This window comes from Lentzea sp. NPDC036955, assembly GCF_055608005.1.
The window spans coordinates 494,971-514,388 of the sequence record NZ_JBVJRC010000003.1; the positions used below are offsets into that span (position 1 = coordinate 494,971).

Annotated in this window: 22 protein-coding genes; 14 read left to right on the forward strand and 8 right to left on the reverse strand. The window is 70.8% G+C overall.

Translation table 11 applies throughout. The annotated features are described in order from the left end of the window. Positions 1-53: 53 nt before the first annotated feature. The 6 genes from ACZ7CF_RS11570 (at position 54) to ACZ7CF_RS11595 (ending at position 4,198) form a co-directional block, all read left to right on the forward strand. Positions 54-713: a response regulator transcription factor gene (locus ACZ7CF_RS11570; protein WP_360385603.1), complete on the forward strand. Its 660-nt coding sequence runs from the start codon at positions 54-56 to the stop codon at positions 711-713. After that, positions 710-1,858 carry a sensor histidine kinase gene (locus ACZ7CF_RS11575; protein WP_360385601.1) on the forward strand — a complete coding sequence of 383 codons (1,149 nt, stop codon included), beginning with the start codon at positions 710-712 and terminating at the stop codon, positions 1,856-1,858. The genes ACZ7CF_RS11570 and ACZ7CF_RS11575 overlap by 4 nt, the downstream gene beginning before the upstream one ends. A 101-nt stretch (positions 1,859-1,959) precedes the next feature. After that, on the forward strand, positions 1,960-2,883 hold the full coding sequence (gene sepH, locus ACZ7CF_RS11580; protein WP_360385599.1) for a septation protein SepH: 924 nt from the start codon (positions 1,960-1,962) through the stop codon (positions 2,881-2,883). A 19-nt stretch (positions 2,884-2,902) separates the two neighbouring features. After that, the gene (locus tag ACZ7CF_RS11585) at positions 2,903-3,250 is read left to right on the forward strand and encodes a hypothetical protein (RefSeq protein ID WP_470369539.1); all 348 of its coding nucleotides are present in this window, start codon (positions 2,903-2,905) and stop codon (positions 3,248-3,250) included. A gap of 64 nt (positions 3,251-3,314) precedes the next feature. Continuing rightward, complete coding sequence (locus ACZ7CF_RS11590) at positions 3,315-3,647, forward strand: hypothetical protein (RefSeq protein ID WP_470369540.1); 333 nt, start codon at positions 3,315-3,317, stop codon at positions 3,645-3,647. Between the two features lie 128 nt (positions 3,648-3,775). Continuing rightward, entirely contained in the window at positions 3,776-4,198 is a 423-nt protein-coding gene (locus ACZ7CF_RS11595; RefSeq protein ID WP_360385593.1) for a hypothetical protein, read from the forward strand. Here the strand turns inward: ACZ7CF_RS11595 and ACZ7CF_RS11600 are convergent. Further along, complete coding sequence (locus ACZ7CF_RS11600) at positions 4,185-4,409, reverse strand: hypothetical protein (protein WP_458429536.1); 225 nt, start codon at positions 4,407-4,409, stop codon at positions 4,185-4,187. The genes ACZ7CF_RS11595 and ACZ7CF_RS11600 overlap by 14 nt on opposite strands. 124 nt (positions 4,410-4,533) lie before the next feature. On the opposite strand from ACZ7CF_RS11600, the gene ACZ7CF_RS11605 reads away from it, so the two are divergent. The 3 genes from ACZ7CF_RS11605 to ACZ7CF_RS11615 all read left to right on the forward strand — a co-directional run bounded on the left by ACZ7CF_RS11605 (position 4,534) and on the right by ACZ7CF_RS11615 (position 9,161). Further along, positions 4,534-6,306: an ABC transporter ATP-binding protein gene (locus ACZ7CF_RS11605; RefSeq protein ID WP_360385589.1), complete on the forward strand. Its 1,773-nt coding sequence runs from the start codon at positions 4,534-4,536 to the stop codon at positions 6,304-6,306. Beyond that, entirely contained in the window at positions 6,303-8,144 is a 1,842-nt protein-coding gene (locus tag ACZ7CF_RS11610) for an ABC transporter ATP-binding protein (protein WP_458429538.1), read from the forward strand. Before ACZ7CF_RS11605 ends, ACZ7CF_RS11610 begins: the two co-directional genes overlap by 4 nt. Positions 8,145-8,549: 405 nt before the next feature. Beyond that, positions 8,550-9,161 (forward strand): DUF2537 domain-containing protein, encoded by a 612-nt coding sequence (locus ACZ7CF_RS11615; protein ID WP_458429539.1) that lies wholly within the window; start codon positions 8,550-8,552, stop codon positions 9,159-9,161. On the opposite strand, the gene ACZ7CF_RS11620 is transcribed toward ACZ7CF_RS11615, so the two are convergent. Beyond that, on the reverse strand, positions 9,158-9,949 hold the full coding sequence (locus tag ACZ7CF_RS11620; RefSeq protein WP_360385583.1) for a TrmH family RNA methyltransferase: 792 nt from the start codon (positions 9,947-9,949) through the stop codon (positions 9,158-9,160). The genes ACZ7CF_RS11615 and ACZ7CF_RS11620 overlap by 4 nt on opposite strands. 209 nt (positions 9,950-10,158) lie before the next feature. On the opposite strand from ACZ7CF_RS11620, the gene ACZ7CF_RS11625 reads away from it, so the two are divergent. Next, positions 10,159-11,655 (forward strand): glutamate-cysteine ligase family protein, encoded by a 1,497-nt coding sequence (locus tag ACZ7CF_RS11625; RefSeq protein ID WP_360385581.1) that lies wholly within the window; start codon positions 10,159-10,161, stop codon positions 11,653-11,655. Between the two features lie 64 nt (positions 11,656-11,719). Here the strand turns inward: ACZ7CF_RS11625 and ACZ7CF_RS11630 are convergent, their stop codons facing one another. Beyond that, positions 11,720-12,130 carry a hypothetical protein gene (locus tag ACZ7CF_RS11630; protein WP_360385579.1) on the reverse strand — a complete coding sequence of 137 codons (411 nt, stop codon included), beginning with the start codon at positions 12,128-12,130 and terminating at the stop codon, positions 11,720-11,722. A gap of 4 nt (positions 12,131-12,134) precedes the next feature. Continuing rightward, complete coding sequence (locus ACZ7CF_RS11635) at positions 12,135-13,778, reverse strand: ABC-F family ATP-binding cassette domain-containing protein (protein WP_470369541.1); 1,644 nt, start codon at positions 13,776-13,778, stop codon at positions 12,135-12,137. A 91-nt stretch (positions 13,779-13,869) separates the two neighbouring features. Here ACZ7CF_RS11635 and ACZ7CF_RS11640 point away from each other — a divergent pair, with 91 nt between their 5' ends. Beyond that, on the forward strand, positions 13,870-14,493 hold the full coding sequence (locus tag ACZ7CF_RS11640; RefSeq protein ID WP_360385575.1) for a superoxide dismutase: 624 nt from the start codon (positions 13,870-13,872) through the stop codon (positions 14,491-14,493). 125 nt (positions 14,494-14,618) lie between these two features. Here ACZ7CF_RS11640 and ACZ7CF_RS11645 read toward each other — a convergent pair whose 3' ends face one another. The 3 genes from ACZ7CF_RS11645 to ACZ7CF_RS11655 are packed head-to-tail and all read right to left on the reverse strand — an operon-like array spanning position 14,619 to position 16,525. Continuing rightward, positions 14,619-15,383 (reverse strand): ABC transporter permease, encoded by a 765-nt coding sequence (locus tag ACZ7CF_RS11645; RefSeq protein ID WP_470369542.1) that lies wholly within the window; start codon positions 15,381-15,383, stop codon positions 14,619-14,621. A 9-nt stretch (positions 15,384-15,392) separates the two neighbouring features. Further along, positions 15,393-16,154, reverse strand: coding sequence for a Rossmann-fold NAD(P)-binding domain-containing protein (locus ACZ7CF_RS11650; protein WP_470369543.1), 762 nt, complete (start codon positions 16,152-16,154; stop codon positions 15,393-15,395). Continuing rightward, positions 16,151-16,525 (reverse strand): nuclear transport factor 2 family protein, encoded by a 375-nt coding sequence (locus ACZ7CF_RS11655; RefSeq protein ID WP_360385569.1) that lies wholly within the window; start codon positions 16,523-16,525, stop codon positions 16,151-16,153. Before ACZ7CF_RS11655 ends, ACZ7CF_RS11650 begins: the two co-directional genes overlap by 4 nt. An 81-nt stretch (positions 16,526-16,606) precedes the next feature. On the opposite strand from ACZ7CF_RS11655, the gene ACZ7CF_RS11660 reads away from it, so the two are divergent. Next, a complete protein-coding gene (locus ACZ7CF_RS11660) occupies positions 16,607-17,197 on the forward strand; it encodes a TetR/AcrR family transcriptional regulator (protein WP_470369544.1) in 591 nt (196 codons plus the stop codon). Positions 17,198-17,204: 7 nt separating this feature from the next. On the opposite strand, the gene ACZ7CF_RS11665 is transcribed toward ACZ7CF_RS11660, so the two are convergent. Next, positions 17,205-17,468: a DUF2530 domain-containing protein gene (locus tag ACZ7CF_RS11665; protein ID WP_360385565.1), complete on the reverse strand. Its 264-nt coding sequence runs from the start codon at positions 17,466-17,468 to the stop codon at positions 17,205-17,207. A gap of 16 nt (positions 17,469-17,484) precedes the next feature. Here ACZ7CF_RS11665 and ACZ7CF_RS11670 point away from each other — a divergent pair, with 16 nt between their 5' ends. Both ACZ7CF_RS11670 and ACZ7CF_RS11675 read left to right on the forward strand, forming a co-directional pair. Next, positions 17,485-18,918, forward strand: coding sequence for an NCS2 family permease (locus ACZ7CF_RS11670; protein WP_360385563.1), 1,434 nt, complete (start codon positions 17,485-17,487; stop codon positions 18,916-18,918). 40 nt (positions 18,919-18,958) lie between these two features. Beyond that, on the forward strand, positions 18,959-19,384 hold the full coding sequence (locus ACZ7CF_RS11675) for a MarR family winged helix-turn-helix transcriptional regulator (protein ID WP_360385561.1): 426 nt from the start codon (positions 18,959-18,961) through the stop codon (positions 19,382-19,384). Positions 19,385-19,418: the final 34 nt, after the last annotated feature.

Here is a 19,418-nt window from a genome sequence, read left to right on the forward strand (position 1 = left end):
TAAGCGAAAGGCTTTATCCAGTGCTTATGCCCCGTTCGCGGAGACTGTGCGGCATGCGTGTGCTGGTGGTCGAGGACGAACGGCTGCTCGCGGACACGGTCGCCGAGGGCCTGCGCCGGTTCTCGATGGCGGTCGACGTCTGCTACGACGGGGAGGCGGCCCTCGAACGCGTGGGCGTGCACGCCTACGACGTGGTGGTGCTCGACCGGGACCTGCCGCTGGTGCACGGCGACCAGGTGTGCGGGGCCGTGCACGCCCGCGGTGGTGAGGCGCGGGTGCTGATGCTGACCGCGGCGGCCGAGGTGGACGACCGGGTCGCCGGGCTGGGGCTCGGTGCCGACGACTACCTGACCAAGCCGTTCGCGTTCGCCGAGCTGGTGGCACGGGTGCAGGCGCTGGGACGGCGGGCGCGGCCCGCGTTGCCGCCGGTGCTCGAACGCGCGGGCGTGACGCTGGACCTGCCGCGGCACCAGGCGTCGCGGGACGGGCGGTTCCTGCCGCTCTCACCCAAGGAGTTCGCGGTGCTGGAGGTGCTGATGCGGGCGGAGGGCACCGTCGTGAGCGCGGAGGAGCTGCTGGAGAAGGCGTGGGACGAGCACGCCGACCCGTTCACCAACGCCGTGCGGGTGGCGGTGATGACGCTGCGCCGCAAGCTGGGCGCACCGCAGGTCATCGAGACCGTGCCCGGTGCCGGCTACCGGTTCGGCCCGTGACGTTGCGGACCAGGCTGACGGCCTGGTACGCGGGGGTGTTCCTGATCGCGGGCGTCGCGCTGGTCGGGCTGAACTACTGGCTGCTCGCGGACTGGTTCCTGCCCGCCGACGGGGTCGCGCTGGCCACGCAGGGGATGGTGACGCGGCCACTGGAGGTGGAGCCGGTGCAGCAGACGGTGGACGTGACCAGGCTGCCCGCGGACGCCGTGGTCATGACGGCCGCGGCGGTCAAGACCGACGTCATGGGCACCGTGCTGTGGCAGTCCGCCATCGCGCTGGTGGTCGCCGCCGTGCTGGCCGCCGGCCTGGGCTGGGTGGTGGCCGGGCGGGTGCTGGCGCCGTTGCACGAGATCACCACGACCGCGCACCGGCTGGAGGCGACCCGGCTCGACCAGCGGATCGAGCTGGAGGGCCCGCCGGACGAGCTCAAGGAGCTCGCGGACACCTTCGACGGCATGCTCGACCGGCTCGCCTCGTCGTTCGACAGCCAGAAGCGGTTCGTCGCGAACGCCTCGCACGAGCTGCGCACCCCGCTGGCCGTGCAGCGGACCCTGATCGAGGTGGCGCTGGCCGACCCGGACGTCACCGAGGAGACGCGCAGGCTCGGCGCGCACCTGCTCGACACGAACGAGCGGAGCGAGAAGCTCATCGACGGGCTGCTGGTGCTCGCGCGGAGCGACCGCGGGCTCACCACGCGTGAGCTGGTGTGGCTCGATGAGGTCGTGGAGGACGAAATCGAGGCGTGCGCGGCACTTTCCGCCGAGAAAAAGGTCACGTTTGCGGTTCGGACACGCAGGTATCTGGTCGACGGCGACCCCGTCCTACTTGCCCAGCTCGTCGGCAACCTGGTGCGCAACGCGGTGCTCTACAACGAGCCGGGCGGGTCCGTCACGGTAGAGCTTGATCAAGACCTCGTCGTCGCGAACACCGGTCCCACCGTGCCTGCGCAGGCGGTACCCGGTTTGTTCGAGCCCTTTCGACGTCTGCGCGACCGCACGGGCACAGCCGGATCGGGCCTCGGGCTGTCGATCGTGCAGTCCGTGGCGAAGGCGCACGGCGGCTCGGCGAAAGCTCGTCCGAACGGGGGAGGAGGGCTGGTGGTCCAGGTGAACCTTCCGGAAACCGGCGTGCGGCAGGGCCCGTGAACTGGCAAGATCACGTAAAGATATCGGCGAGTCTCCCACCTCTTGGCGGCTCGTTGTCTTAACGTTCTTCGCTGGCGAGGTGCAGATTCAGGGAGGCCACGATGCGAGCGCTGCGAGTCATCGGGCTCGACGAGGACGGCAAGTCCGTCATCCTCGAGGACCCCGAAAACCGCGGCGAGCGCTTCAAGCTCCCCGCCGACGAGCGCCTGCGGGCGGCACTGCGCGGTGACCTGGCCCGTCTCGGCCAGATGCAGATCGAGTCGGGCGAGGCCCAGATGCGGCCGCGCGAGATCCAGGCCCGCATCCGCGCCGGCGAGTCGATCGAGCAGGTCGCCGCTGCCGCCGGGCTGCCCACGCACCGCGTCGAGCGCTTCGCCTATCCCGTGCTCCTGGAGCGGTCGCGCACGGCCGACATGGCCCAGCGCGCGCACCCGGTGCGCGAGGACGGGCCGGACGTCCAGACGCTGGGCGAGGTCGTCGCGCACTCCTTCGGGCTGCGCGGCCACGACCTGAGCGACACGTCGTGGGACTCGTGGCGCGGTGACGACGGCCGCTGGATCGTGCAGCTGCACTGGAAGACCGGTCGTTCGGACAACCGCGCGCACTGGGCGTTCCACCCCGGTGCGCAGGGCGGCACGGTCACGGCGCTGGACGAGGCCGCGGTCGACCTGATGGACCCGAACCCGAACCGCACGCTGCGCACGGTGCGGCCGGTGACGCAGCTGGCCCGGCAGGCGCTGGAGGCGGCTCCGGTGATCATCGGCCCCGGTCCCGTGGTGGACGAGCCGGTCGCACCCGCACCGCCGGCACCGGTGGTGGAGAAGCCCGCGCAGGAGGACCTGCCCGAGCCGGAGCCCGTTCCGGCCCAGGCGACGGACTCCCCCGCCACCGCGGTGGCGGAACCAGAGGCACCCGCGGCGGAGAAGCCGGTCCGCAAGGACGCTCCGCCCAAGAGGGGGAAGAAGAACCACCCCATCGTGCCGTCGTGGGAAGACGTTTTACTCGGCGTGCGGTCGAACCGCTGACTGAAGGGCCGACGCCGTCATGGGACGTCGTGTCGCGCTGGCTGCCGGAGTGGGTGCACTCCTCGGGCTGGTCTGGTGGGGGGTGTTCGGACTCATCGCGTCCGGCGCCGTCTGCACGAAGGACGATTACGGGTGCCTCGGCACCGCCGTCATGACCGTGCCGATCTTCACGGTCGTGGCGTCGGTGCTGGGGTGGCTCGCGCTGCGCGCGGCGAAGCTGGCCCGGCCGTGGCTGGCCGTGCCTGCGGTGGTCATGGCCGTGGCGACGACGGTGTTCTTCGCGCTCGGGTTCTTCTGGGCGGCCGTGCCGATCTTCGCCGTGTTCTTCGCGCTGGCCGCGGTGCTCACCACCCCGCCGCGGTCGTGAAGGTGTTGTGGAGGTTCCGTGCACAACGGCCTGACCAGGTGCTTGATCAGGTAGTCCTGGGCGCATGGTGGTGCGCGTGGTCGTGGGGGCGGTGACCGGAGCGGTCGTCGGCGCGGGTTTTCTGGTGACGCTGCACCAGCTTCCGTCCAGGGGTCCGGCCTACCTGGTGTTCGCGGCGATCCCGGTGCTGTTCGCCTTCTGGACGTTCGTGGCCGGTGTGCTGATCGCGGGCGGGTTCCGGCTGGGGCGGCAGGAGCGCGGCTGGTGGGCGACCGGGATCGGCAGCGGGCTGTGGGTCGTGGTGGTCGTGTCGCTGGTGATGGCGCGGACGTTCTCGAAGCACGCCTACCCGCAGTACGCCGAGACCGCGTTGATCCTCGTGCCGTGTGTGGCCTAGGCGCTCGCGGCGCTCTTCACGTCGAGACGTCCCGTGGAGTCACACAGCTGAAAGGTGTGGGACGGCCACTGCCAGGGGTACCCGTCGGCAGGTTTTTCGGGTCCCCACGAGCGATTACGGTGGCAGGCGTGACAGAACAGAGCACCGCGGGCAAGACGGGCAAGGCGGGGCGCCGGTTGTTGCTGCGCGTCGTCCTGTCGATGGCCGTCGGCGCCGGGCTGGTGCTCGGCTGGACGTGGGCCTACGAGGGCGGCGTGCTCAAGTCGTGGCTCGACAGCCAGTCGATGTCGGAGTTCCTGCTGCTGGTGCTGGTCGGGCTGCCGCTCGCGCTGGTGTCGTCGCTCGTGCTCGCCGGCCCGGTGCTGTGGGTGTTCGGGGTGCGGCCGGTGTGGCCGGTCATCCTGCTCGGACCGGTGCTGCTCGGCATCGGGCTGTACCTCAAGGTGCACGAGCCGCTGCTCGCGTGGTTCTCGAACCGGCACCACGCCGAGGCGCTGCTCGCGGCCGTGGCCTACGGGCTCGTGGCGTTGTTCACGTTCAAGAAGGCGTAGGCACCTCGTCCAGCAGGTGCAGGTCCCAGCCCTCGCGCTCGCACCAGTCCTCCGCCTCCTCGCGGGAGAGGACTGCGGCGTGCTTCGGGCGCTGCCCGCCGAGGTGGTCCCAGCCGTCGGGCGCCAGGACGTAGTTCACCCCATCGCGTGAGGCGATGAGCCGTCCGTGTGGAAACGCCATCGTCTGCTCGGTGCGCAGAAACCGCGTCATGGTGGTCATCGTGCCCTTGACCTCGACCTATGTCGAGCCGGGAGGGTCGGGGCAGCGAAAAACCGGATGCTGAGTGTCGGTGCTCCTTCGTACTGTCGAGGAACACCAAGAGGGGGCTCATCGCGTGAGCGATCAACGAAACACGACGATCAGGACGTTGCGGAGGTTGTGGCCGTACGTGCGGCCGTACCGCGCGCGGATGACCGTCGTGCTGACGGCGACGATGCTCGCGATGCTGTGTGGACTCGGCATCCCGTTGCTCACCCAGCGCATCGTCGACGGACCCATCCAGAACAAGGAGACCGCGGTCCTGCCGTGGCTGATCCTGGGCGTGCTGGTGCTCGGGCTCGGCGAGGCGGGCCTGTTCTACGTGCGGCGCAAGCTCGCGGCGCGACCCGCCGCCGAGGTCGAGGCCGCCATGCGCGCCGATCTCTACCGGCACCTGCAGCGGTTGCAGGTCTCGTTCCACGACCGGTGGCAGTCCGGTCAGCTGCTGTCCCGCGCCACGAACGACCTGAGCACCATCAGGCGGTTCGTGGCGTTCGCGATCGTGTTCCTGATCGTCAACTCCGTGGTCATCGTCATCGGCATGGGGATCATCGCGTTCCTGTCGCCGTGGCTGGTCGTCGTGTCGTTGTGCGGCGCGCTGCCGTTGATCGTCATCTCGTACTTCTTCGAGGCGAAGTTCAAGGTCGTCGCGCGCAAGGCGCAGGACCAGGCGGGCGACCTGACCACGACGGTCGAGGAGTCGGTGCTCGGCATCCGGGTGCTGAAGGCCTTCGGGCGCGGCCCGGAGCTCTCGAAGCGGTTCCTGGCGCAGGCCCGTGAGCTGCGCGGGACCGAGCTGAACAAGATCTCGATCCTGGCCGCGCTGTGGTCGGTGCTGATCGTGCTGCCGGAGCTCTCCATCGCGGGCATGCTCGCGGTCGGCGCGGTCGGCATCGTGAACGGCTGGCTCACCGTCGGTGCGCTGGTGGCGGCGGTGGCGGTCAGCGCGTACCTGCGGTGGCCGATCGACTCGATCGGCTGGCTGCTCGCCGAGACGAACCAGGCTGCGGCCGCCGCCGAGCGCTACTGGGAGGTCCGCGACGTCGAGGTGACGATCAGCGGGCCGGAGCGGCCGGTGTCGCTGCCGGAACCGGTGCGCGGGCACGTGCGGTTCGAGGACGTGCGCTTCGCGTTCGAGGACGGCCGCGAGGTGCTCGCCGGTGTCGACCTCGACCTGCGGCCGGGCGAGACGCTGGCGCTGGTCGGCGCGACCGGGTCGGGCAAGACGACGCTGACGGCGCTCGTGCCGCGGCTGGCGGACGTGACCGGTGGCCGGGTGACGATCGACGGCGTGGACGTGCGGGACCTGTCGCTGGAGGAGCTGCGGCGAGTGGTCGGCACGGCGTTCGAGGAGCCGGTGCTGTTCTCCGCGTCGGTGACCGAGAACGTGGCGCTGGGCGTGCCGGACGTCGACGAGGACCGGGTGCGCGAGGCGTTGCGGGTGGCGAAGGCCGAGGAGTTCGTGGACGCGCTGCCGTGGGGGCTCGCGACACGGATCGGTGAGCAGGGGCTGTCGTTGTCCGGTGGGCAGCGGCAGCGGCTGGCGCTGGCGCGCGCGGTCGTGGGCAGGCCGGCGGTGCTGGTGCTGGACGACCCGCTGTCGGCGCTGGACGTGCACACCGAGGCCGAGGTCGAGGCGGCGCTGCGGCGGGTGCTGCACGGCGTGACGGCGCTGGTCGTGGCCCACCGCCCGTCCACGGTGCAGCTGGCCGACCGGGTGGCGTTGCTGGTCGACGGCCGGATCGCCGCGGTCGGGTCGCACCGGGAGCTGCTGGAGACGAACGACGAGTACCGGCGCCTGCTGTCCAGCACGGACGACGAACTGGTGGAAGAGGAGGTGGCGTCGTGAGCGACGTGGTCGTGCAGCAACAGCGGGAAGAAGAGTGGCGCGGCGTCGCCGCCGAGGAGATCGAGGAGCTGTCGCACTCGACGGGGCTGCGGTTGCAGGCCCGGTCGCGGCGGCTGCTCGGCTCGCTGCTGCGCCCGCACGTCGGCCGCGCCTCGGTCGCGGTCGCGGCGGTCGTCGGCGGCAACCTCGCGAACCTCGCGGGCCCGCTGCTGATCGCCGCGGCGATCGACAAGGGCATCCCGGCCGCCGTCGACGGCGGCACGTCGATCCTGGTGTGGTGCGTCGCCGGGTACGCGGTGTGCGCGGTGCTGATGACGTTCCTGCGCTGGGCGTTCCTGCGGGTGTCCGGCCGGGTCGGCCAAGACCTGCTGCTCGACCTGCGCGGACGGATCTTCCGGCACTCGCAGCGGCTGTCGGTCGGCTTCCACGAGTCGTACACGTCCGGCAAGGTCATCTCCCGCCTGACCAGCGACGTCGACGCGATGCAGGACCTGCTCGAAGAGGGCCTCGACAGCCTGTTCAACGCGGCGCTGTCCGTGGTGGGCATCGCGGTCGTCCTGCTGTGGCTCGACGCACCGCTGGCCGCGGTCGTGCTGGCGGGCTTCCTGCCCGCGTACCTGATCTGGCGCTGGTTCCGCCGCCGTTCGATGGAGGCCTACCGCGGCACCCGCGGCGCCATCGCCAAGATCATCGTGCAGATCGTCGAGTCGATGAACGGCATCCGCGCGGTGCAGGCGTTCCGCCGCCAGCCGCGCAACGAGCAGATCATGACGGGCCTGAACGCCCGGTACCGCGACGCGAACACCGACGCGCTGGGCGTGATGGCCGCGTTCACCGCGACGATCCGCGTCATCGGCAACGTGTCGCTGGCCGTGGTGCTGGCGTGGGGCGCGTACCGGGTGACGTCCGGTTCGCTGGAGCTGGGCGTGCTCGCCGCGTTCACCCTGTACCTGCGCCGCTTCTACGACCCGTTCGACGAGCTGGCGATGTTCGCGAACTCCTACTCCGCGGCCGCGGCCGCGCTGGAGAAGATCTCCGGTGTCCTGGAGGAGGAACCGTCGGTGCCCGAACCCGCGTCCCCGGTGGCCCTGCCGCACGCCCGCGGCGCGATCCGGTTCGCCGACGTGGAGTTCACCTACCCCGGTTCCGCGCGGATGGTGCTGCCGAAGTTCACGCTGGACGTGCCGGCCGGCCAGACCGTGGCCCTGGTCGGCGCGACCGGTGCCGGCAAGACCACCCTGGCCAAGCTCGTGGCCCGCTTCTACGACCCGTCGGCGGGCGCCGTGCAGCTCGACGGCGTGGACCTGCGCTCCCTGGCGGACGAGGACCTGCGCCGCGCGGTGACGATGGTGACCCAGGAGAACTTCCTGTTCTCCGGCTCGGTCGCCGACAACATCGCCCTCGGCCGCCCCGAGGCCTCCCGCGCCGAGATCGAGGCGGCGGCAGCGGAGGTGGGCGCACACGAGTTCATCGCAGCCCTTCCCGCCGGCTACGACACCGACGTGCGCAAACGCGGCGGCCGCCTCTCCGCGGGCCAACGCCAGATGGTCGCCTTCGCGCGCGCCTTCCTGGCAAATCCCGCGGTCCTGGTCCTCGATGAGGCAACATCGTCGCTGGACGTCCCGACCGAACGCGCCGTCCAGGCCGCCCTGGAAACCGTCCTGGCCGACCGGACCGCGTTCATCATCGCCCACCGCCTGTCCACGGTCCTGATCGCCGACCGCGTCCTGGTCGTGGACGGTGGCATTGTGGTGGAAGACGGCTCCCCCGCGGAGCTGATCGGTGAGCGGGGCCGGTTCGCGGCCCTGCACACGGCCTGGCGCGACTCGCTCGCGTAGCGGCCTGGGTCGCGTTCGCGCCAATGGGGATCTGGCGCGAACGCGATCCCACGACGGCGGCTGGGCCGCCTGGCGGGCGGCGTTCGAAGGCCTTGGCGGTCGCCTGCGGTAGGGCCGAGAGTGCCTGCTTGTCGCGCGGGACACGGGCTGAGAGCCCCTGGCTGTTGCCTTGGGAGCGGGGCCGGGGTGGGCCCGTCGCCTGTCGCGTTGCCACCGGGGTTGGGCCAGGCCCGGCTGTGCCGGTCCGTCTCGCTTCGCTCAACCGGCGTCCCCCGGCACGCCCCCGGTCTCCCCGGTGTCACCAGGCGAGAAGCGGCCGGCTTCCGTCGAACAGCGCGGTCGATCGTTCTCCCCGCCCTCCCCCGTCCGATAGGTTCTGCGACGTAACCACCGGAGGAGGGGTTCGTGGAGTTGCGAGTTCGGGACGGCCGCGCCGTGCTCGCCGGGGAGGACGAGACCGGCGAGCGTGAGGTCGACCCGCACAGCCTGCCCCTCGGCGCTGATCTGGCCGAGGCACTGCACGAGTGGGCGAAGGTCGCCGATGCCGTCGTGCGGACCGAGACGCCCGCGGACGGGGTGGCCAGTGCGCTGGTCGCGCGGCGGGGCAAGCAGCTCGCGGGCAGGCTCGCGGCGGTCATGAACACGCCGGTGCGGTACACGGACCCGGTGAGCGGTGAGCAGGTCAGCGTCGACGCGCCCGAGGAGGCGGTGGCGGAGCAGGCCGTGCAGACGGTGGTGGAGGACCGGGAGGAAGAGCCGGAGCCGACGCCGTGGGGGACGGGGCTGACGGTCAGCTTCATCACGGCCGCCATCGTCACGGTCACGGTCGTGTCGTTGTCGCTCGGGCTGGGTGAGACGAGCCGGTGGCTGGCGCTCATCGCCAACGTGCTGGTGGTGGGTGGCTTGGCGCCGAGTGTGTGGCTCGGGCGCAAGGTGCCGGTGTGGCGGTGGGTGTCCTACGGCGTGGTCACCGGGGTGCTGGTGGCCTGGGTCGTGCTGATCCTGACGCTGCTCTAGAGGAGCGCGTAGAAGGCGACGGCGCCGGCGGTGGCCACGTTCAGGGAGTCCACGCCGGACGACATCGGGATGCGGACGGCGAGGTCGGCCGCGGCGATGGCCTCGTCGGTGAGGCCCGGGCCCTCCGAGCCGAGGAGGACGGCGACGCGGCGGCCGCGCAAATTGGCGTCTGCAAGATGCAGGGCAGCGGGGCGTGGCGTGAGGGCGGCAACTGTATAACCCTTTTGCCTCAACATGTTCAGCGTCACGGGCCACTGATCCGTGGTAGCGAACGGGACGCGCAGGACGTGGCCCATCGAGACGCGCACGCTGCGGCGGTAGAGGGGATCGCTGCAGCCGGGGCCGAGGACGACGCCGTCGATGCCGAGCGCGGCGGCGTTGCGGAAGATCGAGCCGAGGTTCTCGTGGTCGCCGACGCCCTCCAGGACGGCGAGGCGCTGGGCGCCGTCGGTCAGGGTGTCCAGGTCCACGGCGGGAGCGCGGTCGGCGGCGGCCAGCACACCGCGGTTCAAGTGGAAACCGACGACCGACGCCATAACCTCCGCTGACGTCACGTAAGCAGGAACGTCCAGCTCAGAGAGGTCGAGCGCCTCAACGCGGCGGCGCACGCCGAGCAGTCCGCGCACGGGGTACGGGGAGGCCAGCAGACGTTCCACCACGACCACGCCCTCGGCGATCACGAGACCGCGCCCACCCGGCCGGTCGGGCCTGCGGTCGGCCGTCGACAGGTCGCGGAAGTCGTCCAGCCGGGGGTCCGCGGGGTCGTTGATCTCGATCACTGTTGCCACGCGGGAAGTTTTGCACCCGGCCCGTCGTGGAACAGGCCGGGTAGTCCGGAGGGCGGAACGCCGCACGCCCGACCAGGGGATGATCGCTGGTTGTTACCCCGACGTGACAGAGAGCACCGATTTGGGCGATGTCAACGAGGTTACCGCTGTGTCAAGTTGGGCGTTCCGCCTGGCCCGCGCCCACCGGCGCCGAGCGAAGGGGTAGCGGCATGGGAAGTGAAGTGTCCAGCCGCACGTTCACCAGAGACGATCGTCAGCGTTACCGCTCGAAGATGCAGCGGAGTCTGGACGCCTTGGCGACGATGCTCGCAGAAGACACGTTCTCCTTTCCCCGTCAGCAGATGGGTCTCGAGATCGAGCTGAACCTCGTCGACGACGCGATGCGGCCGGCGATGACGAACTCCGAGGTGCTCGAGAAGATCGACGACCCTTCCTACACCTTGGAGCTGGGGCAGCAGAACCTGGAGATCAACGTCCCGCCGCGCGAGCTGGCCGGCGGTGAGATGCTCGGCCTGGAGGAGGAGCTGCGCACCTCGCTCGACAACGCCGACGCCAAGGCCAATGACGTCGGCGCCAACCTCGCCATGATCGGTGTGCTGCCCACGCTGAGGGAACGGCACTTCGACCGGAAGTGGCTCTCGGAGAGCCCGAGGTACGCGCTGCTCAACGACACCATCTTCGCCGCACGCGGCGAGGAGATGGTGCTGCACATGGAAGGCCCGGCGATGCCGGGCAAGGGCCCGGAGAAGCTCCTGACCTACGCGGAGTCGATCCTGCCCGAGGCGGCGTGCACGTCGGTGCAGCTGCACCTGCAGGTGGAACCGACCGACTTCGCCGCGCACTGGAACGCGGCGCAGTGCCTGGCCGGGGTGCAGGTCGCCATCGCGGCGAACTCCGCGTTCCTGCTGGGCAAGGCGCTCTGGCACGAGACGCGCATCCCGCTCTTCCAGCAGGCCACCGACACCCGCCCGGACGAGCTCAAGAACCAGGGCGTCCGCCCGCGCGTGTGGTTCGGTGAACGGTGGATCACGTCGATCTTCGACCTGTTCGAGGAGAACGTGCGCTACTTCCCCAGCCTGCTGCCGGAAACCGACGACGAGGACCCGATCGAGAGCCTCGAAGCCGGTGGTGCGCCACGACTTTCCGAGCTGCGCCTGCACAACGGCACGATCTGGCGCTGGAACCGGCCCGTCTACGACGTCGTCGACGGCGTGCCGCACCTGCGCGTGGAGAACCGGGTGCTGCCGGCGGGCCCGACGGTCCTCGACACGATGGCGAACGCCGCGTTCTTCTACGGGACCCAGCGCGCGCTCACCGCACAGGAACGTCCACTGTGGACGCAGATGTCGTTCCAGGCGGCCGAGGAGAACCTCTACACCGGCGCACGCCACGGCATGAACGCCCAGCTGTACTGGCCGGGCATCGGCTGGATCCCGCCGGACGAGCTGGTGCTGCGCCGGCTGCTGCCGATGGCGCACGAGGGGCTGCGCGACTGCGGTGTCTCCGACGAAGCTCGCGAACGCTACCTCGGCGTGATCGAGCAGCGTTGCCTCGCCCGCCGCACCGGGTCGTCGTGGCAGCGGGAAACCGTTGCGCTGCTGGAGGAACGCGGCATGTCGCGGGAGGCCGCGCTGTCCGGGATGCTCAAGCGGTACATGGAGCTGATGCACGCGGGCGAGCCCGTGCACTCGTGGCACGTCGGGTAGGTCCGCACCGGTCGTCCCCTGTGGCCGGCGTCAACGGCGCCGCCGGCCACGAGCACCGCATCGACTAGCGGCGGCGGCCCGCCTTCAGCGGCGCGACGTCGGCGCCGTCGTGCGAGATCCGGCACTCCTCCGGCGTCACGGCCTCGACGGCCAGGGTCAGCTCGCCCTTCACCCCCGTGTAGATCGACTCGCCGCGCGAGGCCAGCGAGGCGTGCACGCGGTTGGAGTCGGTGAAGTCGCGCTCGTCCTTCACCCGCTTCTTGCCGGTCTCCTCCGGGCGCGTCGCGCTGCGCAGGTTGACCTCGAGCCAGGCGGCCACCTCGGCGGGCGAGGTCAGCACCTCCTCCGGCGTGCGCTCCAGGCGGACCTGGCGAGGAGAGGCGTGGTCGAGCGAAGTGTGCTCCACATAGGCGTGCCAGTGGGTGTTGCGCATCGACCAAGTCTGTTCGACCGGCCAGTCCTCCTCGGTGGTCATGCTCCTATCTTCCACCCTTAGCGCGTGGAAACGTGAGGAGGTCACGCACGTTGATCTCGCGGTCCACCCGCACGGCCGAAGCGAGCCGCCGGTCGTGGGTCACCAGCAGCAACGTCCCCTCGTAGGTGTCCAGGGCCTGTTCGAGCTGCTGGATGGCCGGCAGGTCCAGGTGGTTGGTCGGCTCGTCGAGCACCAGGCAGTTCGTCCCGCGCGCCTGCAGCAGCGCCAGGCCCGCGCGGGTGCGTTCGCCCGGTGAGAGCTCACGGGCGGGGCGCAGCACGGCGTCCGCGCCCACCCGGAACTTCGCCAGCAGCGTGCGCACCTCGACGTCCTCCAGGCCCGTCGCGTCGGCGACGATCCGCAGCACGGGCGTGCTGGAGCTGAACTCGGCGCGCAGCTGGTCCACCTCGCCGACGACGACGCCCGGCCCGATCGAGCGTTCGCCGCTCACGAGCGGGATGCGGCCGAGCAGGGCGCCCAGCAACGTCGACTTGCCCGTGCCGTTCGGGCCGGTGATCCGCCACCGCTCCCCCGCGCCGATCGTGAGGTCGACCGGTCCGAGCGTCACGTCGCCGCGGCTCACGACGGCCTGGCGCAGCGTGAACGCGACCGAGCTGCCCCGTCCCGCGCTCGGCAGGGTGAGGCGCAGCTCCCAGGCCTCGCGGGGTTCCTCGACCTCCTCCAGCCTCGCGAGCCGCCGGTCCACAACGGACGCCTTCGCGCCGAGCGACTCCGCGGCGCGCTTGCGGCCGGCCCGGACGTTGCGGTCAGGTTCGTCGTTCAGCGCCTTGGCGTTCGTGGCCCGGCGGGCACCCTTGCGCGACCACTCCCTGGTCTGCCGCGACCGCTGCACGAGCGAGTCGCGCTGGGCCGTGTAGCTCTCGTACTCCTCGTGCGCACGCCGTTCCGCGTTCGCCCTCTCCTCGACGTAGGCGTCCCAGCCGCCGCCGAACACGGTGAGGCCGTGGGTGAACTCGTCGAGCTCGGCGATCTCGGTCGTGGTGCGCGCCAGGAACTCCCGGTCGTGGCTGACGAGCACGATCGCGCCCGGATGGCCGTTCACGTGCGCCTCCAGGAGGTCGAGCCCGTCGGCGTCCAGGTCGTTGGTCGGTTCGTCGAGCAGCAGCACGTCGGCGCGCGTGAGCAGCACCGCCGCCAGCCGCAGCCGTGCCTGCTGCCCACCGGACAGCTCGTCCGGCGCACGGCCGTCGAGCAGGTCGGCGGGCAGGCCGAGGCGCTGGCACACGGCCTCCGCGCGGTCGTCGAAGTCACCGGCACCGATGGCGGTCCAGTGGTCGAGCGCGTCCGGGTAGTCCGCGCCGCCGCCCGCGGCCAGCTGCTCGGCCGCGCGCTGCAGCCACGCCTCCGCGGGCGCGACGCCGGTGCGGCGGGCGAGGTGGTCGCGCAGGGACTCCCCGGCCACGGGGAGGGTCTCCTGCGTCAGGTGCGCGACCGTCCCGGTGGCCGAGACGGTTCCGGTCTCCGGCGGGAGCTCCCCCGCGAGCAGGCGGAGCAGCGTGGACTTGCCGACACCGTTGGGTGCGATCAGGCCGACGCGGTCACCAGGCGAAACATCGAGATCAACCTCCGAGATCACGGTCCTCGGACCGAACGACAGCGAAATCTTCCTGGCTGTCAGCACGGACACGCTCACGACGCTACCGGCCACGGCAACTGGTTAACTGGACCTTGTTGCTAGTAGGTTGCAAGAACCAAGAGATTGCAATTGGAGAGATGACATGGCCCAGTACGTGCTGCCGGATCTCGACTACGACTACGGCGACCTGGAGCCGGCGATCATCGGCGAGATCAACGAGCTGCACCACGGCAAGCACCACGCGGCCTACGTGAAGGGCGCGAACGACACGCTGGAGCAGATCGAGGAGGCCCGCGACAAGGAGGCCTTCGGGTCGATCGTCGGACTGGAGACGACGCTCGCGTTCCACCTGGCCGGCCACGCGCTGCACCAGGTGTGGTGGAAGAACCTGAGCCCGAACGGCGGCGACAAGCCGGTCGGCGAGCTCGCCGCCGCCATCGACGAGCACTTCGGCTCGTTCGACAAGTTCCGCGCGCAGCTCAACGCCGCCGCGTCGTCCATCCAGGGTTCCGGCTGGGGCGTCCTCGCGTGGGAGCCGATCGCCCAGAAGCTGATCACGTTGCAGCTCAAGGACCACCACTCGAACCTGTCGATCGCGGTCACGCCGCTGCTCGCGTTCGACATCTGGGAGCACGCGTACTACCTGCAGTACCGCAACCTCAAGGCCGACTACATCAGCGCGCTGTGGAACGTCGTCAACTGGGAGGACGTCTCCGCGCGCTTCGAGGCGGCGCGCACCGGCCGCAACGGCCTGCTGCTGCCCTGACGCTTCGGCGGTGGATGCTCCGACAAGCCCCCGCTGCCGAACACGACGAGGCCCCCGCTCTGCCCAGAGCGGGGGCCTCGTCCGTTCCCGAACTGACTGCCGCTCCCACCACGAAGCGACGAGAGTTAGGTTAGCCTAACTTCTCCTTCTTGGGAAGTCCTCCGCACCAGACCCCGCGCGACCAGCTCGACCACGGTCGCGACGGCTGCCACCTCGACCGCGAGCAGGGCGAGCAGCACGAGCAGCTGCAACGCGCCCGCCTGCCACACCGGTGCCCCGCCCAGCAGCATGCCGACGAACGCGCCGGGGAGGGTGACCAGCCCGACCGTCCTGGTCTGGTCGAGCGGCGGCAGCAGCGCCTCGGCCGCGGGCTGGCGGACGAGGAACCGGACCGCCACCGGCTCGGCGAACCCGAGCGCCAGCGCCGCCTCGTACTCGCCGTGCCGGTCCCTGAGCGTGTCGAGCGCCCTCCTGACCGCCAGGATCGTGGTGGTCATGGCGCCGCCGATGAGGATGCCGCCGATCGGGATCAGGGCGATGCCCTTCACCGGCACGAGCCCCAGCCCGATCAGCAGGCCCAGCGCGGGAACGGTGCCGATCAGGACGGCCACCCCGACCCAGGTGCCCTGCCAGCCGGTCTTGGTGCGCGCGGCGGCCGTCGCGGTCGCCACGGTGGCCATCACGACGAGGAACGCGGCGGTGAGCCCCAGGTGGGTCAGGACGACCGTGATGACCGCGCTGACGGCGGCGAGCTGGAGCACGGCGCGGACGGCGGCCTTGACGAACGGTGCGGGCCTGGTGAGCCCCGTCGCCCACGCGACGCCGGCGGCCGCGGCCGTGAACACGAGGCAGACGACCAGCAGCCGGACCCAGTCAGTGGTGATGACCATGCACGGGATTTACCACCGGTCGCGGTGCGCGGCCACGAACGCCCCGAACGACCTGGGCGGATGCCCGGTGACGTCCTCGACCGCACTGGTCACCCGGTCCTCCGCGCCGCCCGCGATGGCCTCGTCCAGCGCGGCGAGCAACGCGGCGAACTCCGGTGGCAGGTGCTGCCCGAGCCGCTCGGCCAGCTCGGCCGCGGGGATCGAGCGGTGGCGGACCTGGACACCGGTCTGCTCGGTGATGATCGCGGCCGCCTCGGCGTACCCGAGCGCCTGCGGACCGGTCAGCACGTGCTCGGTGTTGTGCGCGTCCCCGGTGAGCGCCGCGACGGCCACGGCGGCGATGTCGCCGGCGTCGACGAAGGCGACCCGCCCGTCACCCGTGGCGGTGACGATCTCGCCCTGCCGCACGCCCTGCGCGACCGCGTGGTCGCCGAGGAAGTTCTGCATGAACCACGAGGGGCGCAGGACCGTCCACTCCGGGAGCTGCCGCACCAGCCGGGCGTTCGGGTCGTCCGGCAGCGCGGACGAGCTGAGGAGCACGACCCTGCGGTCACCAGATGCGGCGAGGAACCGCTCGACGTGCGGCGCGGGGTCGATCTCGCCGACGGGCGGGACGAGGTAGACGGCGTCGGTGCCCTCCAGCGCGGGCGCGAACGTCTCCGGCCGGTACCAGTCGAACCCGGTGCGGCGCGAGGCGATGCGCGGGTCTTCGAGCCGTTGTGCGACGCGGCTGCCGGTCGTGCCGGTGCCGCCGATGACGAGGACGGTCACGAGAGCTCCTCGACGGCCAGCGGGTTCCAGTAGTCGCGCCACTCGGCGATCTGCCCGTCCCGCTCGGTGATCACCACGACGTAGCGGTTGCGGAACGGCTTGCCGGAGGCCACGAGCTCTCCCCCGAGGTCGAACTCCGCCACGGTCACCGCCGGGTCGGCCGTCCGGTGCACCCGCTGCCAGAGCACCTCCCTGACGTCGATCATCTTCGGGTAGTCGCGCATGTAGTGGCGGACGCCCGCCCGGCCGGTGACCTCCCTCGGCCAGCCCTCCGGCGCGAACGGGAACTCCATCCGCCCGTCCTCGGCCCACAGCCCGGCGAACCCGGCCATGTCCTTCTTTATCAACAGGTCAAGCGCTCGGTCCAGCACGACGCCCCTCCGGATAGGACGATACGGTTTCGTCTCGACCTACGTTAGACGGGACGGGACCGTATCGTCCACACTGAGGGCGTGACCAAACGCGCCCCCACCGGAGCAGCCGTCCTGCAACCGCACGTCACCGCCGCGATCTCCGAGGCGGTGCTCGACGAGCTGGCCGCGTCCGGCTACGGCCGGCTGTCCATGGAGGCCGTCGCCAAACGCGCAGGCGTCGGCAAGAGCGCGCTGTACCGGCGCTGGCCGTCCAAGCAGGACATGGTGATCGCCGTTCTGGCGGAGCTGAGCGTGCCCGCGGCCGAGGTGCCGCAGACCGGCACGCTGCGGGCCGACCTGCGCGCGATGCTGCAGGCCGTGCACGACTGGCTGGCGCACCACCGGATCTCGGCGATCCTGCCGGACCTGATCGCCGAGGGCGGGCGCAACCCGGTGCTGGCGGACGCCATCGCCGTCGGCGTGGGACAGCCGCGGCGCGACATCGCGTCGGTGACGCTGACGCGGGCGGTGGACTGCGGGGAGCTGCCAGCCGACCTCGACGTCGACGTGGCGCTGGACGTGCTGGCGGGGCCGATCTACTGGCGGCTGGTGGTGCGGCACGCGCCGGTGGACGACGGGTACCTCGACGGGCTGACCGAGTTCCTGCTGCGGTCGCTGGGCGCGAGCTAGTCCCGGACTAGGCGTCGTCGAGGCCCTGCTGCGCCCCGCGTGATCCGCGCCTCGCCGCCCCGCGTTGCCAGTAGAAGACTCCGTACCCGATGATCCCGAGCAGACCGCCGCACAGGGTCGTCCAGAGCAGGGTGCTGTTCGAGCGGTCGACGACGAGCACCACGAGAAAACCGAGGAACCACAGCGCCGTCCCCCCGAGCACCACGGGCACGGGATCGGCCAGCCGGTGCGGCAGCGGCGGCGGGCTGGGGGCGGGGTCGCGTTCGGACACGGGGTTAGGAGACCAGATGCTGGACGGGTTCTTCAAGATTTCCGAGCGCGGGTCCACCGTGGCGCGGGAGGTGCGCGGCGGTGTCGTGACGTTCTTCACGATGGCGTACATCGTGGTGCTGAACCCGCTGATCATCGGCAGCTTCGCCCCGACGGGACCCGGCGCGCACCCGGACGTGCTGGGCAACATCCTGCCGGTCGGGCAGGTCGCGGCGGTGACGGCGCTGGTCGCCGGTGTGATGACCATCCTCTTCGGACTGGTCGCGAACTACCCGTTCGCGTTGGCCACGGGGCTCGGCATCAACTCGTTCGTGGCGGTCAGCGTCGCGGCGAAGGTCAGCTGGCCGGAGGCGATGGGACTCGTCCTCGTCAACGGCCTGGTGGTGCTGCTGCTCGTGCTCACGGGCGTGCGGACGGCCGTGTTCAACGCCGTGCCGAACGAGCTCAAGGCCGCCATCGCGGTGGGCATCGGCCTGTTCATCACCTTCATCGGCCTGGTCGACGCCGGGTTCGTGCGCAGGCTGCCGGACGCGGCGAACACGACGGTGCCGGTCGGGCTGGGCATCAACGGGTCGATCGCGAGCTGGCCGACGCTGGTGTTCGTGGTCGGCCTGGTGGTCACGGGCGTGCTGTTCGCGCGCAAGGTGAAGGGCGCGATCCTCATCGGCATCGTCGGCACGGCGATCTTCGCGATCGTGCTGGAGGCGGTCGTCAAGGCGGGACCGTCGGCCGGCACCAACGCCAAGGGCTGGAACCTCGGCTACCCGGCGCTGCCCGACCAGGTCTTCGGCGTCCCCGACCTGTCGCTGCTCGGTGACGTGTCGTTCGGCGCGTGGACGCGGCTGCCCGCGCTGGCCGCGGCGTTGATCGTGTTCACGCTGGTGCTGACCGACTTCTTCGACACCGTCGGCACGATGACCGGCCTCGGCAAGGAAGCCGACCTCATCGACGAGGACGGCCAGCTGCCGAACGTGAGCAAGGCGCTGTTCGTGGACGGTCTGGGCGCGGTCGCCGGTGGTGCGGCGTCGAGCTCGTCGAACACCGTCTACATCGAGTCGGCGTCGGGCATCGCGGAGGGCGCGCGGACGGGTCTCGCGAACGTCGTGACCGGCGTGCTGTTCCTGCTGGCGATGTTCTTCACGCCGCTCTACGAGGTCGTGCCGATCGAGGCGGCCGCACCGGCGCTGGTGGTCGTCGGCGCGCTGATGATGATGCAGATCCGCGAGATCGACTTCAGCGACTTCACCGTGGCGCTGCCCGCGTTCCTCACGATCGTGGTCATGCCGTTCACCTACTCGATCGCGAACGGCATCGGCGCGGGCTTCGTCAGCTACGTGCTGCTCAAGGCGCTGACCGGCCGGGTCCGCAGCGTCCACCCGCTGATGTGGGTCGTGTCGGCGGCGTTCGTCGTCTACTTCGCACTGGGCCCGATCCAGGCCCTGCTGTCCTGACGTTCGGCGAGAAACCATTTTCGTGAGGTATGCTAACTACGTGGCGAACGAAGAGCACGGTCTGGCGAGCAGGCTCCGGCTTGCCGTCGTCCGCCTCAACCGCCGGCTGCGCGCGCAGCGCACCAACTCGGCGGTGTCGCTGACCCAGGTGTCCGCGCTGTCCACACTGCACAAGTGCGGACCGCTGACGCCCGGTGAGCTCGCGGCCAAGGAAGGCGTGCAACCGCCGTCGATGACGCGGGTGATCGCGGCGCTGGAGGAGTTCGGCTTCGCCACGCGCAGCCCGCACCCCACCGACGGCCGTCAAGCGATCGTCGAGCTGACCGGCGAAGGCTTGTCCTACCTCCAGGACGAGATCACCGCGCGCGAGGCGTGGCTGGACAAGCGGCTGGCCGAGCTGCGGCCGGAGGAACGCGAGCTGCTCTCCAGGGCGGCCGAGATCATCGACAGGATGGCGGGGCAGTAAGGACGTGTCGGGTTACGCGGGTGGTGGAGCGGAG